This is a genomic window from Silvanigrella sp. (assembly GCF_044369315.1).
In the GTDB taxonomy this organism is placed as follows: Bacteria; Bdellovibrionota_B; Oligoflexia; order Silvanigrellales; family Silvanigrellaceae; genus Silvanigrella.
The window spans coordinates 1-15274 of record NZ_JBIPMD010000063.1 but is presented as its reverse complement, the minus strand read 5'-3'; the positions used below and the strand labels follow the sequence as shown (position 1 = coordinate 15274).

At 27.6% G+C, this 15274-nt stretch carries 11 protein-coding genes; 5 read left to right on the top strand and 6 right to left on the bottom strand.

The features are described 5' to 3' along the window. The first annotated feature begins 337 nt into the window (after positions 1–337). From ACIQ56_RS07280 to ACIQ56_RS07265, 4 genes are all read left to right on the top strand, one after another. Positions 338–976, top strand: a complete 639-nt coding sequence (locus tag ACIQ56_RS07280) for a DNA-processing protein DprA (RefSeq protein WP_397600409.1) — start codon at positions 338–340, stop codon at positions 974–976. Positions 977–986: 10 nt separating this feature from the next. Beyond that, positions 987–3791, top strand: a complete 2805-nt coding sequence (locus ACIQ56_RS07275) for a PD-(D/E)XK nuclease family protein (protein ID WP_397600408.1) — start codon at positions 987–989, stop codon at positions 3789–3791. Between the two features lie 30 nt (positions 3792–3821). Beyond that, positions 3822–7199, top strand: coding sequence for a UvrD-helicase domain-containing protein (locus tag ACIQ56_RS07270; RefSeq protein ID WP_397600407.1), 3378 nt, complete (start codon positions 3822–3824; stop codon positions 7197–7199). 87 nt (positions 7200–7286) lie between these two features. Next, positions 7287–8258, top strand: coding sequence for a hypothetical protein (locus ACIQ56_RS07265; RefSeq protein ID WP_397600406.1), 972 nt, complete (start codon positions 7287–7289; stop codon positions 8256–8258). Between the two features lie 6 nt (positions 8259–8264). On the opposite strand, the gene ACIQ56_RS07260 is transcribed toward ACIQ56_RS07265, so the two are convergent. Then, positions 8265–8558 (bottom strand): hypothetical protein, encoded by a 294-nt coding sequence (locus tag ACIQ56_RS07260; protein ID WP_397600405.1) that lies wholly within the window; start codon positions 8556–8558, stop codon positions 8265–8267. A gap of 171 nt (positions 8559–8729) precedes the next feature. On the opposite strand from ACIQ56_RS07260, the gene ACIQ56_RS07255 reads away from it, so the two are divergent. Next, positions 8730–9722, top strand: coding sequence for a succinylglutamate desuccinylase/aspartoacylase family protein (locus tag ACIQ56_RS07255; RefSeq protein ID WP_397600404.1), 993 nt, complete (start codon positions 8730–8732; stop codon positions 9720–9722). A gap of 19 nt (positions 9723–9741) precedes the next feature. On the opposite strand, the gene ACIQ56_RS07250 is transcribed toward ACIQ56_RS07255, so the two are convergent. The 5 genes from ACIQ56_RS07250 to ACIQ56_RS07230 form a co-directional block, all read right to left on the bottom strand. Continuing rightward, the gene (locus ACIQ56_RS07250) at positions 9742–10593 is read right to left on the bottom strand and encodes a hypothetical protein (RefSeq protein WP_397600403.1); all 852 of its coding nucleotides are present in this window, start codon (positions 10591–10593) and stop codon (positions 9742–9744) included. 24 nt (positions 10594–10617) lie between these two features. Continuing rightward, entirely contained in the window at positions 10618–11130 is a 513-nt protein-coding gene (locus ACIQ56_RS07245) for a hypothetical protein (RefSeq protein ID WP_397600402.1), read from the bottom strand. Further along, on the bottom strand, positions 11097–12173 hold the full coding sequence (locus ACIQ56_RS07240; protein WP_397600401.1) for a fibronectin type III domain-containing protein: 1077 nt from the start codon (positions 12171–12173) through the stop codon (positions 11097–11099). Before ACIQ56_RS07240 ends, ACIQ56_RS07245 begins: the two co-directional genes overlap by 34 nt. A 99-nt stretch (positions 12174–12272) precedes the next feature. Next, positions 12273–13145 carry a histidine phosphatase family protein gene (locus ACIQ56_RS07235; protein ID WP_397600400.1) on the bottom strand — a complete coding sequence of 291 codons (873 nt, stop codon included), beginning with the start codon at positions 13143–13145 and terminating at the stop codon, positions 12273–12275. A gap of 2 nt (positions 13146–13147) precedes the next feature. Next, positions 13148–15172, bottom strand: coding sequence for an acetoacetate--CoA ligase (locus tag ACIQ56_RS07230; protein WP_397600399.1), 2025 nt, complete (start codon positions 15170–15172; stop codon positions 13148–13150). Positions 15173–15274 lie beyond the last annotated feature (102 nt).

Genomic DNA, 15274 nt, shown 5'->3' with positions numbered 1-15274 from the left:
TGAAGTTTACTACAATCGTGTTAGAAAGCATTCGTCGAATGGATATCTGTCTCCAGTTATATTTGAAATAACTAGACCAATGAAAAAGGTCGGTTAATTGTGTCTATAAAATTGGGGGAAGATCACTCTGGCTGCTTCAAACTAAACTTAAAAACAATGAAATTAAAAAAGTAACAACATATCTTACTAATAAAAAGGATACATGTAATTTAAAATTTTCAGAAATTTTAGACAAATGCAAGATAGATAATAAATATGACCTATTAAATTTTTATAATGACTTAAAAAGAAAAGAAACTTCGATAAATAATGAATTCATAGATCGTTTTTATCTTGAATCTATTCTACAAAAAAACTACAACATCCCTCTTTACTTGCCTTTCAATATTTAGGAAATCCTAAAATTTTATCAAAACCTATTGTTGCTATTATTGGTTCAAGAAAACCAACTTATTATGGAAGACAACAGGCTCTATATTTTAGTAAAGAACTCGCTTTAGCGGGCTGTACTATTTTATCAGGTGGCGCAATAGGAATCGATGCCATTGCAAATGCAGTGGGCTACGAATATGGTTCTACTTGTGCAATTATAGGTAGTGGAATAAGACATTTATACCCTTCTTCTAATTTATGCCTTTTTCAAAAAATATCAAATTCCACAAATGGTTTAATTATGAGTGAATTTAATTCTTTTGAAAAACCGCAAAAATGGAATTTTCCAAGAAGAAATCTTTCTATTGCTGCTATTGCTCATTTTGTTTTAGTCATAGAGGCTGCAGTTACAAGTGGGAGCTTAATTACGGCAAACGCAGCTGCCGAATTTGGTATTGATGTTGGTGCACTTCCTGGAGCTGTTAATCAGGCCAATAGCTTGGGTGCTATTGAGCTCATAAAAAATGGTGCATTTTGTATTCAATCACCAAGGGATGTATTAGAAAGAATTTCGTTTCTAAAGCAATATAAAACTCTTATTTAGGGCTATAAAATTGAAAAAAGAATATTTTGAAAATTCGATGTTCCTTTGCAATCATAAAGCATTACAACTATTTGTAGATGAGTTTTTAAAACAATATAAAAATGATTTAAATACGCAATGGTCTATTATATGTGAAAGAAAAGAAGATTTAGTCACAATTCGAAATCAAGTTTTGTTTGAAATTGAAAAAAGACTATTTGATAATAGAACAAATACAAAATCTTTTTTTGGAATTTCAATGTATACTCTGGACAATCTTGCTCGAAATTTTTGTGCTTCATTATCCTCTACATCTTCAATAAAATTAAAAAATGAAATTCCTAAATTTATTTCTTTACCTTATCTTGATGTCATAAATCAAGATCTTTTGATTGAAAATATTTTAAAATTCTATGGTTATAATATCAATGATTCACTACCTATTGCAAAACAAATTTTATCTTTAATCGATATAAATTGGCCTGAAGATTTTAGCTTTGCAAAACTTTTAATCAGCACACAAAATAAAGAAAATATTAAAACAGTTCAAGAAATAAATGAAATAGCTTTAAGACAAATACTAGGAAGTTTTCAGTATGGAACTTATGAATTAGCAAATTATAGTAGACTCCAAAGCTTGGTCAAAGACTATTTACAGGGAAGTTTTATTGATCATTTATCCGAATATAACGATAAAATTGTATTACCATACCAATTTTTGAAAGGAAATATTTTATGGATTTCAGCCCCTGAGCTTTTAAATGAATTACCTATAAATAGCGAATTAAAAAAAGATTATAATTCATTAAATACGATTAAACCAGGTAACTTTCAAAGTTTTTATGTTGATGAATTTAAAAACTCTATATTAAAGGCTCGAAAAATATTAAATATAAATAGTTTATTTATTTCTTCCAGAACAATTTTAAAAGAAGCTCAAAATGAAATTGAGCTTAAACACGATCACATAAGTTATTTTATATCAGAAAATAGACATTGTTATTCAGAAAATTCCAAAAATATAATAAATGATCAAAATACGTTTTGCATTTTGGCCGACTTTGATCCTGGAAAATTTAAAGAATCACAACCCGATGCTGCTGGTAATTATCAAATAACAAAACAAATGATATCTAATTGGGAAATAAATAATACAAATTTTACAGATGCAAAAGAAATTTTCCCTCAAATTGAAAACTTATTTGAAAAATTCATTGAACAAATATCTTTAATAGGGAACGAAAAAAAACTAAATGAAATTGGAAAAATTTATGCTTTAGATGTCAAACAAAAAAATGATGAATTTATAAAACATCTCTTTTATAAATCTATTGAAAATGAAAAAATTCAAATTGGAATCCAACACCCTATTTCTTTATATCCAAAAGCTTTATCTTATTTTTCTACAAATAAATTACCCCAAAAAATAGTTTCTATTGGCAGAGCTCATGCTCCCACAGGATCAAGTTTTCATGTTAAAGTTTTAAATAATGCAATTTCAATATTAAGAAAACAAGGAATTTCAATTGATCTCCCAGCTAGTGAAATTATGTATCGAGGATTTTGGAAAAATCTTGCTAATCTTGGAATACCTCTTGAATTTTGGTTAGAGAATCCTTCAGAATTAAATAATTTTCCAAAATATTTAATTCCAAATAAAAATATTTTTAAATTTGGAATTCTTTTTCCCGAATCAATTGAAAGTCATTTAATAGAATTATTAACTCAAAAAGTAGAAAATAATAAAGTTATTTTTCCTATTTGGAATGAACATTTAATTCAATGCAATTATAAAATTTCTATTACAAGTTTTGAAAAATATGTTAATTGTCCACTTCAATTTTTATTGCAAGATGTTTTAGGTATTAGACAAAATGACAATACTATTCTTAAAACAGATCATTTAGAAATTGGTAGTAAAATGCATCTTATTGCTGAACAATTTATAACAAAAATTGTTACAACATTAGGTAATAGTAATTATAGTAGAATTATGCTTCCAATATATAGTGATATTATCTTAAATTTAAGTAATGAAAATATATTTTTGAGTAATAATAAAAAGGATTGGATAAAAATATTTTGTAATGCTATTGAGAAACACGGATTTTTATTTGAAGCATTTCTTAAAGAAGCTTCTATAGAAGCAATTGAAAATTTATGGGATATAAATAAAAATAATGAAAAATCTAAATTTATACTTGTTCAAGAAAGGGAAATATTAAAAAGAACATTTTATCGTTTTCTTCAAATAGAGAAAAATTTTGCTGAAGATATTGAAGAAAAACTTACAGGAATTGAACGAGAAAGGCCAATATCTCTTTCCTTAGGTGGTCTTGTTTTTTCTGGAAAAATTGATAGAATAGATGCTACACAATTTGGATTAAGAATTATTGATTACAAAACTTCAAATATTCCTAAAACAGAAAAAAAACTTTCTTTATTGCCATCAGAGTTAATAGAAATGAAAACCTCTAAATTGAGTGTTCAAGGTGCATTATATTGTTTAGCCTGGTCTCAAACAAAGCTATTAGATGAAGAAGATTTATTTCGAAATCAAATAAGGTCATTTTCATTATATCATTTAAAAAACTTAGATGAAAAAGCGAATCCTATCTTAAATTATGAATTTGGTGGCGATGGACTAAAAAAAGATAATACTCATTATCAAAAACTTTATAATGAATATTTAGTTTATGCGAATAACTTAAAATCTGGTAATTTTTATCCCAAACCCATCAAAAAAAATACATGTGAATTTTGTGATTTTAAAGCAATATGTTCTATATCAAAAAAACAAAACGATGAAGATAATATAGATAATAATACAATTTGATTATTATGAGTTATTTTAAAGGTAATAAATATGAAAAATTTTACCATAGAACAAGATAAATGCATCCATTTTTACCCTAATAAATTGGATTTAAAACAACATTTATTGATAGAAGCAGGTGCAGGTGCGGGCAAAACAGCTGTATTAACAGAACGAACAAAATGGTTATTATCAAATAAAAAATTAAATATAAGCCCATCGCAGTTATTTATAGTTACATTTTCAAAAGATGCCGCTTCTCAAATTCAAGAAAGAGTTGAAAAAGAACTGTCTCAAATAGATCAACTCTCAGATGCCATTTCTTTTATACATATCTCCACAATAGATAGTTTTTTTTCAGAACTTGTAAATTGTATTTATCCTACATGGTGGGAATCGAGTCAAAAAAGAAAAAACCTTTTTTCAATGCCGCCACGCTTACAACTTATTGATGAAGAAATAATTTGTAATGAACTATACAATTCGATTCAAAATTATTTAATTACAAATAATTTTAGTGACCACCAGTTATCTTTAACAATTGATTTTTTATTATCTGGAGCTCTAAAAAAGGGTTTTAATAACAATAGAGGAACACTTGATTCTATTTTAAAAACTTTATGTGATGCTACTTTTTTAGCTGCAAGTTCAGAAGAATTGAGAATTGCCGCCAAAAAAATACATCCTTCTACACAAATATTAATTCATGAATTTCATCGTATCGCACGTTTAGAATATGAAAAAAGAATTATAAAAGGTGAATTTACCTATTCAGATAGAACTTTATTTTTAAAAGAAAACTTAAAACATAATGTACCAATTCAACTCCAAGAGTTGATTGTTGATGAATATCAAGATACAAACCAAATTCAACATGATATTTTATTTAATATGGTTCATGAATGCAATGGACGTATGGTCGTTGTTGGTGATCCGAAACAAAGTATATACGGTTTTCGAAACGCAAGTGTTGATGTTTTTCAAAATTTAAAAAATAATAAATCTTGGGAACACATTGAATTAAAGAAAAACTTTCGTTCTAATCCAGATTTATTAAATGAAATTAACCATCTTTCAAAATTAGCCTTTCAATGGGAGAATCCTAAATTTCCCGATGAATTTAAAAAATCCTATTTTTATGAAGAGGCTATTAAAAAATATACTCCAGAAAATGCCCTTGATCCAGGAAAAACAAGTAATAATTTTAATAACGAAAAATACATTCATATTGTAACAGCTTCACTGAATGAAGATCGTTTTACTTCAAATAATCAGAATGGTATCATAATAGATAATCAATTAAAATTAGAAAAATATTCTATAGAATGTTACGTTTCTTTTATAAAGAACTATCAAAAAATAAATGATTTAAAATGGAAAGATATGGTTATTCTATGCGAAGAAAATAATGATGCTTTTAAAATTGTCCAATCCTTAAAAAAAGCTTCTATTCCCGTTTTGTATATGTCAAAAAACGAAAAAGATCTTGAGTCTAATTTAGAATTTTTAGTTGCTCTTTCCCTTGCAAAATCTCTTTTAAATGAAGAAGATAATTTAGATATATATCATATTTTGCATAGTCCTTTATCTTTTATGAGTCATTCAGAAATTGAAAATTATTTTTTTCATCGAAAAAATAATAAAATTATTAACAATGAAATGATCCAAAAAATTGAAGAACATAAAATAATAGCGAAAGATAATTTTTTTAAAGCATGGCAGTTATTAAGGTGGCAGTTTGTAAAAATGCATAAAAATATAAATTCAAAAACTCAAGCAAGTTTATTTTGCGCAAGAATGGATTTATTTTCTTATGCCTTAGCTCAAAAATTAGAGTCTCCCACTTTTAGAGAATCTTTAGAAGAAAAAGTTAAAAATAACTTAGACAATTCAATACTGAAAAAAAATACAACTCCATTATTTCCTACCGCACTTTCTCAATGGCGACTGGATTCTTGGGAAAGTGAATCAACAGAGACAGACAATCTACTCGAAGTAAAAACCGTGCATAAAGCAAAAGGATTAGAATGGAAACATGTTATTTTTTATCCAAAACATGGAAGAGCCAAAAATTTAGGAAAATTTGTAAGCTCTAATTCGGGTAGATTTTTAGATATCACTTGGCTTCAAGATGATACTGAAAATCTTTCTGTAGTTCATCGCATTGAAAACAAGTATTTTTCAGATACAGACTCATTTATAGAATATAAGACAAATGGTGATGTAAAAAGTGCTTTCTTTTTTCCAGAGTTAAGGAAACAAGCCGAGCAAGATTTTGAGAGACAACGAGTTTTTTATACCGCATTTACTCGAGCAGAAAATGCGTTTATTTTGCTACAACCCAAAAGATTAAAAAAAGATGGTATCCGTGATGATTTAGGAAAAATAACCCATCGAGACCCTCTTCCTTTTCAAAAATATTTAGAAGAAGATATTTTTCTAAAATATTTAGATCATTATTTTAACCTTAGAGGTTTTCCAAAACCAAAAGGAAAACTAGCTAAAACGAACGAAGCAATACCACCACCAGAGCCATGGTTTCAAAATGACGAAACATATCCCAATCCCTATTTGAGTGAAAATAAGTTTATCTCTTATTATGAATATGGGCCTCATTTTTTAGAAAATATTATTTTAAATGAAGCTAAAATAGATCATTTTACTAAAGAAAATCATTCTATTAAAAGCTTATTTTCTCTCGATTACTTTTTAAATAAATATCCCTTTTTAGAAGATTCTAATTTAGAAAATTTAATAAGTGAAACTGAAGTTGAAGCGAATAAGGAAAGTTTAGAATTAAAAGAAAGTAACAGTTTAACAAAATATTCTAATTTAAGAAATAAAATAGAAAATGCCAAAAAGAGTAGAGATCTTATAAATAAAGGAATATTATATCATGCTGCCGCAGAAAATAAAAAAGCCCCTAAAAAGTCTTTACAATATTTAATAGAATCCACTTCAATACAAGTATTTCATGAGTTTGAAATTTGGTTAAAGACAGAGGATAAAAATCATTTTTTAAACACTTCAAGACATATCATAGACTTTTTAGCAATTCTTACTATTGAAAATTTTTTGAAGTTGCCTTTTCAATCTTTTTTTTCCATAAAAGAGGAATGTCATTTTCCATTTCAAACTACTTTAAAACAATATAAACCAAGTAGTCTTATCTTATTTGTCATTGATTACAAAACAGGTAAAAAAGAAAATGATCATATTAAACAAATTTTGAGATATATAGATTTGACAAAATCTTTAAGTAATTTAGAGTATTTTTATGGGGATAGACTTAAAGAAACAGAGTTTATCACTCTTGGGGGTCTTTGTTATAACAAAAAATCAGAGACATCAAGCCCCCTAAAATATATGGGGAAAGATTTACCATCAAGCCTTATTTTTGAAGAAGAACAGGTCTTTCTTTTTGTATAAAAATATTCCTAGCAGAATTCCGACGTATTTCTTTGACCAAAACGTTAAAAAAAGTAAGAATTTTATAAAATCATTATTATAAGGACAATGATGTCTTCACTTTGTTTTTATATAACAGAAAATCTTAGGAAAAATATTAACCAGAATCAGCTGGATGCAATTCAGCATGCCTGTCAATCGACCTCAACGACTCTGAGTAATAACTCCTTAAATACCGAAATTATTTCAAGCATAAAAAAAGATACGGAATATTTTATTTTATCTGATGCAATTGATTTTGTTTTTTTTGTTACGAAAGCAAAAAATCTTATCAGCTCGAATTTTATTATTATGCCTAATGATAAAGATCTTTCTCTTTTTGAAAAATATAAAGAAGAAATGAAGAGTATACGATACTTAATAGGAATTATTCATGTTGATTTATTAAAAACAATTTTAGTGCAAATTATAACTTATAATTCAAATGCAAGTAAACCACTCATTCATAATCTAAATTTATCAAATCCTACAACATTTTCTCATAAAGTAATGCATTCTTCAGAAAGATCGGAGCTACAATCAAAGGTAACAGATTTTTTTCACAGCGAAATTCAAAAAAATAAAGACAAACTTGTTGCAGGATCGAATTCTTATTCTAAAATTTTAGGTGATATTGTTGATGAATTTTTAATGAACGCCATTTGGGATGCTTGTCCGACAAGAAACAACATTGATCGAACGGTTCCTGTTGCCTTAAAAGATGAAGAAAGCATAGAATTAAATTGCTTTTTTGAGGGCGTTAGTTTTGTCATGAGTGTTTGTGATAAATTTGGCACTTTTCAGGGCGATGGCATTACAAAATACATTCGATTTGGTGTTGGGTATAAAGAAACAGAAGCCGTTAAAGAAGGAACACCAGGAGCCGGACTCGGTATTTTTATGGTTTTACAAAAAATTGGTGTTCTGGTTTTTGAAGTTGAAAAAGGCAAGTTAACAAGAGCAATTGCCATTGCAAGAGGGGATCAATCCATTCGCGATGTTCAAAAGAAACCCAAAACCGTGCTGTTTTTTGAGAAATAATTTATTTTAATGACTACATCCTGACCTACAAATATGTCTCATTGCCATTTGTGCTGCTTTTGCAGATGGGGAATCATTATTATTATGAAAAGTTTGATATAAATCGTTTTCATTTGAAGAGGTGTCCTTCGTTTTATTTGTTACACTGAACGAAGTAACAGCGCGATGGATTTTATGTCCACATGTAGGGCAAGTTTGAAGAGACTCTTCTTTAAATGACTGAATTATTTCAAAAAAACAACATTCTTTTACTTCTTCATTTTCAGACCATAAAGTTGGTTCATAGAGATAAATTGGCAAAATAAAGCCTCACTTAATAAAGAAAACAATTAGGACAATAATAAAGATTATTTTATAAGTCAATCCTCTAAATGAAAGAACTCCATATTGATCTTTTAGTTATTCAAATTTATGTTCATTTGTGTTTAAAAATTGGATTATTCTAAGACACTAAAGAAAAAGGGATTTATTTTGGAAAAATATCAAGAAAAAGTCGAATACTATTTAAATGAATTCCAAAAATATGAAAAAAAATATGGCAATGGAATTCCTTATTCTATTACTATAAATAAGGGAAAACATAACGGTCATATTATTTTTTCTTCTCTCGTTCATGGCAACGAAGTTGGATCTTTACCTGGTATTTTAAAATGCATTGATCAAATTTTAACAAATAAAATTAAATTCTATGGGAAAGTTTCATTTTTTCTTGGGAATATTGAAGCATGCCATAAAAATCTACGTTTTGTTGAATCCGATTTAAATCGTAGTTTTGGTGATAATTATAAAGGTGAAATAAATAAAGAAAGAAAAAGAGCTCTTGAAATCATGCCTCTTTTAAAACAAGCAGATGTTTATTTCGATTTTCATCAAACCATTATGCCATGTTTAAAACCTTTCTATATTTTTGAAATGAATAAACAAAGCTATTATTGGGCAAGAGCGGCTGGAGTTGCAAATACATTGGTAACAAGAAAGAAAGGAGTTTCTTTTTCTTCTGCAGGCATGTGCACCGATGAATTTGTAAGATCTCTTCATAAAGCAGGTATAACCATTGAATTAGGTGAAAAAGGATTTCATAAAGAATCCGAGATTATTTCATATGAAATCATGAAACGGTCTTTAAAATGTTTAGATAAAGTATTTCTAAACCATATTTCTATTATGAAACTATCTCGTAAAAATATAGATTTTGAATTTTTGAATATTGTTCACAGAGAGCCCTTTCTTCATCCTAAAATGAGACTAAATGAAGGAATTATAAATTTTAAATCCATAACGACTAAAACAAACTTAGGTTTTAATCAATTTGGCAAAGAATTATTTTCAAAAAATTCAGGGTATATTTTATTTCCAAAATACCCAAAAAGAAGTGAAAATGGTGAAGCCATGGCTCCATTACCAGGTGAGATATTTGTAGTAGCAGATAAAATAAAAGAGCACCCCTTGGTTTGGAAAGATTAATACTCCTTAAGTAAACAATTTATAAATCAATATAAAAACCGAGTCGCACCCCATATTCTTGATATTTTAAATTAATCGGTCTTGTATTTAAATTTAGCAAATTATAGTAAAATTTACTTTTTATACCCCAATCTTTTCCTTGGTAAGTAAGAAGAAGTGCTGTTTCAAATCCATTACCTCCAATGTTACCATAATTCGAATCGTTATTAGGAATAATAATAGCATATGCTCCCTCAGCATGTAACCCAAAGGAAGAATAATTCAAAAAGGTAACTCCACTCCCCATATTTAATTTAGAGATCAATATACTTTCAATTTTAACAGATTGAACATTTAAAGCTCGAAAAACAAGGATTCCACCATAATTATATTCTGCTTGTAGATATAAAAAAGACAAAAGATGATATTTAGCACCAGCAACAAAATTAATTTCTCTATTAACAGTATTATTTATCGCAATTCCGGCATTGGAGTTAGAAACTTGTAAAATAGAATAATTTACTCCCAAATAGGATTTAAAATCTCGGTGCCAATTTTGAATTAAACCAACTTCTTCTAGCGAAGCTGCTTTAAATGTTAACTTTTGTGAGACATTATAAAGCGGATCCGTTCCAGATATAGAAAAATAGCGAAATTCACCATCTAAATAGAATGAATGAAATGATTTATCCTCTTCTTTTATTTCTTTTTCGGGATTACTATTAGGGCTATTTTCATTTTCATTGTTTATTTCTAATTTTGATTCTATTTCTTCTGTTTCTATAGGGGCAGCAGTAGAAGACATTTCTTCTGCATGCAAATTGGAAGATAAATAGAATGAAATTATAAGAAGTATAAGGGATTTAATATATCTTATTTCTCTGTTAAACAAGATGAATCCTCCTTATAATTCATATTAATAACCTAAACTTAATGGAACGCTAAATTCACCAACAATTCCAAAATCATTTATATTTGATCTTACTTGTGGTATATTAACATTTCTATTCAAATAATATAATCGACTACCGAATTCAAAAATGGAAAATTGTTTGTTTATTTTAAAAGACAATTCATATCCATTTCCCACACTGATTGGATTGTATCCAAACGGTATTGTGAAAATATAACCAGCTTCTGTTGCAATTTTTAATGAATCTGTCTTAAGAAAATAAACCCCTCCAGAGATTTTATTATTTACAGTAAATATTTTTTGTAAAGAATTATTATTGCTATAAGGTTTATAAATGATATCTTGTGAAAAATATAAGTCTTCTGAAACATATAAATTTTTATAAAAATTATAAAATAATCCCAAATGGAAATTAAATAAATAATTTGGATTATTGGAAATATTATAAAAAGAAGAATTTAATAAATCTATATAAATAAATCCTAATGAAGTGTATGTAAAAATTCTTTTGTCCAATCTAATGAGTATTTAAAATCAAAACTTGGACTTACAGAAGAATTTAAAACAACATCGGTATTATTTTGAGTATTATATTCATGATAAGATAAATAAGAAGTGCCTAATGAATATTTAAACGCAGATGGGATATCAAAACCTTTAAAAGAGGTGACGCTTATTTCATTTGAATTTGCAATTTCAACTCCTAAAGACTTTACCGTAATAATATAGTTATATATTTTATTTGGAGCAATAGATTCATCGGTAAAGTTAAGAGATTCTAAATTTTCTGCAATTATTTTATACTCTTCATCTTTTATAATAGCTCTTTTAACTTCATATGTTACTTTATTTTTTTTATCATATTCTTCCCATTTCAATTCTATTTTTTTTTCATTTAATTTACCCGTAAGACTTTTAAAAAATATAGGGCTATATAATATTGAAACTTCATTTGAGGTTATTGTTTTTCCAGTATTATCAACACCATTTACAATATAATAATAAGTATTATTTAAAATCAAATCTGTATCCTTAAATTCATTGGCATTGATATTTTGTGAAAGAATTCTATATTGAGTAGCACTAAATAATGATCTTTGGACTTCAAAACTAAGGGTTTGCTGTTGATCTTTTACCTCCCAATTCAAGACTACATCTCTTGAATCTAATTCAGATTTTAATTCAATTGTTGGTTTTACTTCTGGTGGTGGTGGTTGTGGTTGTAGGTCTTCATTTTTTTGTTGAACTGTTTTTGTAGGTAATTTTGTTGATTTTCCATTAATATATATAGGAATCTTTATTTTTTCTCTTGGGTATATTAAATTTCCTTTTGTCTTTTTTTTGCTCGGGTTTAGTTCAAGAGTCTTTTTTAAGTAACCTTTTTTTCCAAAAATAGGAAATAATTTATATTTCTTAAGAATTTTATATATGGTATCATGTTTTTTAACATTATAAATTAAATAATTTTTCTCAGCCGCATTTGAAATATCGTCAATTAAGGATAAGGAAATTAAAAAAATAATAGATATTTTATATAGAAATCCCTTAAAACAATTCAAAACAGGCCTCTCCAAAAAAATAAATCTTTTATAAATTTCGGAAAGGAATGGAATGTAATAAATTCCTAGAGGATAAATTCTTGACGCTTTATAGCAATTTTATTTTAAATGTGACTGTAAGTCTGTTAAAGCGGTTATGGAATCACCAACTTTGAAATGATTTAAAATTTCCCAAGCAACATAAAAGTCATAAAATTTAGCTTGTTCTACTGGAAATAGAGTTCCAGGAAAGACTTCTTGTCTATTTTGATTTAATTTATTTTCATTTTTATAATTTATAACAGGTCTCAAAAGAAGAACATCTCCATTTCCATAAGTTTGAATTCCATTGTCTTGATCAACAGACATCAGTAACAACAAATTCCGGATGATTCCTCCATGGGTAGACCAGATATAGATATTGTTTGAAGTATTATCAAATGATTTAATTGAAAATTGATTTTGAGCATTCTCAAATAAAATAAAATTATCATTTAATTTTTTTAAATGAATTGAAATTCTTTTAGAGACCATATGCCAGGACTCAGCTTCTTTTCCCGGAAATTTTGTATACCAGGGATCTTCTTTATATTCTTTAAAATAATCTTCTATTACTTTAGGATATTTTTCAGAATATTCATCAATGGTATGATTTGTTAAATCTCCGCAATGGTATTCACGAAAAGATTCTGTTTCTTTAAAATTTAACTCGATATTTAACTCTTTTTTTATAATATTTTCTACAACTTGCGATGTTTCTTTTGATCTTTGAAGATCAGATGTTAAACATTCTACTATTTTAGAATCACTATTTTTAGTTAAAATGGATTTTAACAACTGCGTAATATATTCAGCAGTTTTATGCGCTTGTTCAATACCATTTAAATTAAGAGAGCAATTTATTTGGCCTTGAAATCGTTTTTGTGCATTATAATCTGTCTGCCCATGACGAAACAAAATTAATATTGGTAAACGAGATTCTTCAATTTGCATTTTTATTCCATAGTTAATTCATTAATATTCTCAAAAAACCTTAAAGAATCTGGATTTGCCATGGACTCTTTATTTTTTACTTCATTTTTATTTACAATATTTTTCACTGCAATTTCTACAATTTTACCCGATTTTGTTTTAGGAATATCAGGTACAGCAATAATTTTAGCAGGAATATGTCTTGGTGAACAATTTATTTTTAGTTTTAATTTTATATCTTGAATGAGGATATCATTTAAAATATTTCCTTCTTTCATTTTAACAAAAAGAATAATTCGAGAATCATTGCCCCATTTTTGATCTACAGCAAGAGATTCCATAATTTCGTCAAATTGTTCTACTTGCCGATATATTTCTGCTGTTCCAATTCGAACTCCCCCAGGATTTAATGTGGAGTCGGATCTTCCATAAATAATAATACCACCATGATCATTTATTTCCATCCAATCACCATGGTGCCAAACATTTTTATATTTATTAAAGTAACTTGCTTTATATTTAGAATTATCTTTGTCATTCCAAAAATATATTGGCTGAGATGGAAATGGCAAAGAGCAGACAAGCTCTCCTTTATCAGAATAAATCTTTTTGCCTTCATCTGTAAAAACTTCAACTTTCATTCCTAAGCCACATGACTGAATTTCACCTCGATAGACTTTTCCGATAGGGTTTCCAAGGACAAAACAGGAAATAATATCTGTGCCACCTGATAAAGACGATAAACAAATATTTTGTTTTATATTTAAATAAACATAATCAAAACTTTCAGCAACTAAAGGCGATCCCGTAGAACCTATCGTATCTAAATATTGAAAAGAATATTTTTCTTTAGGGATTAAATTTATTTTTCGGATGGAATCAATAAACTTGGCAGAAGTCCCAAAAAATCGAGCTTGTTCCTTATCAATATATTCAAATAAAACATCTGGTGATGGATAAAAAGGAGATCCATCATAAAGTAAAACAGTGCATTCCGATGCTAAACTGGATACAAGCCATTGCCACATCATCCAACCACAAGTTGTATAATAAAATACTTTATCACCAGATTTAAAATCACAGTGTAATTGATGTTCTTTTAAATGTTGTAATAAAGTACCACCTGCCCCATGAACAATACATTTGGGAATACCTGTTGTTCCAGAAGAGTACATAATGTATAAGGGATGATTAAATGGCAATTGTTTAAATGAAATTTCTTTGCTGGAATATTCATTCAAAATAGAATGGTAAAAACGAAAATTTTCTTTTAAATTTTTAGAAAGTAAAAATTCACTATTTTGTTCAGAAAAATAAGATATCTCTATAATTTTTTTAATTGAGGGGAGCCTATTTAATGAATCATTTACTTTTTCAATATTAGATATTTTTTTTCCATTGTATAAATAATAATCTGAATAAATAAAAACAGAAGGCTCTACTTGGCTAAATCGATCAACAATTCCTTGCACCCCAAAATCAGGAGAACAAAAAGTGCAAATAGCACCAATACTTGAAGCCGCAAGAAGAAAAACAATAGCTTCTGGTATATTTGGAATAAATAAAGCAATTCGATCTTCTGATTTTATATTGTTATTTAAGAAAAATTGCTGAATTTTTGAGACATTTTGATTTAATTCATGCCATGTTAACTTACGAAAAACCATGTTTTCACCCTTGAAAACAAGGGCAGTATCGTTATTCTTTTTTCTTAAAATATTTTCAGCAAAATTTAACTTTGCTTCTGGAAACCATTTAACATTCTCAAATGAAGTTAAATTTACAGCTATTGTATTTCCTTTTATAGATGATTTTATATTTGTGTAATCCCATAAAAAGCTCCAAAAATTTTCCACATTTTTTAAATTATCTGCTCCAATAGACCACTGATAAAGTTCTTCAAAATTACTTAAATTTAAATTAAATTTTAAATTTACAGCTTTTATAAACTGATTTAAATTGGAAGATTGGATTTTATCTTTTGAGGGTTCCCATAGGCATTCCGCAGAACTCGTAAAAAATGTTTTAAATTGATGCGCTTTAAACATAAATTAGCTTTCCTCTAATACAAAATTATGGTGGGTAGATCGTCCAAATTTATCGATTTTCACAAAAACGAGATCGCAGTTTAAGATAGTACGTAGTCTATC

What these genes read in the sequence shown, in the direction of transcription:
- ACIQ56_RS07270 (WP_397600407.1), top strand. Translation starts at nt 3,822, where the DNA reads ATGAAAAATTTTACCATAGAACAAGATAAATGCATCCATTTTTACCCT.
- ACIQ56_RS07265 (WP_397600406.1), top strand. Translation starts at nt 7,287, where the DNA reads ATGATGTCTTCACTTTGTTTTTATATAACAGAAAATCTTAGGAAAAAT.
- ACIQ56_RS07235 (WP_397600400.1), bottom strand. Translation starts at nt 13,145, where the DNA reads ATGCAAATTGAAGAATCTCGTTTACCAATATTAATTTTGTTTCGTCAT.
- ACIQ56_RS07230 (WP_397600399.1), bottom strand. Translation starts at nt 15,172, where the DNA reads ATGTTTAAAGCGCATCAATTTAAAACATTTTTTACGAGTTCTGCGGAA.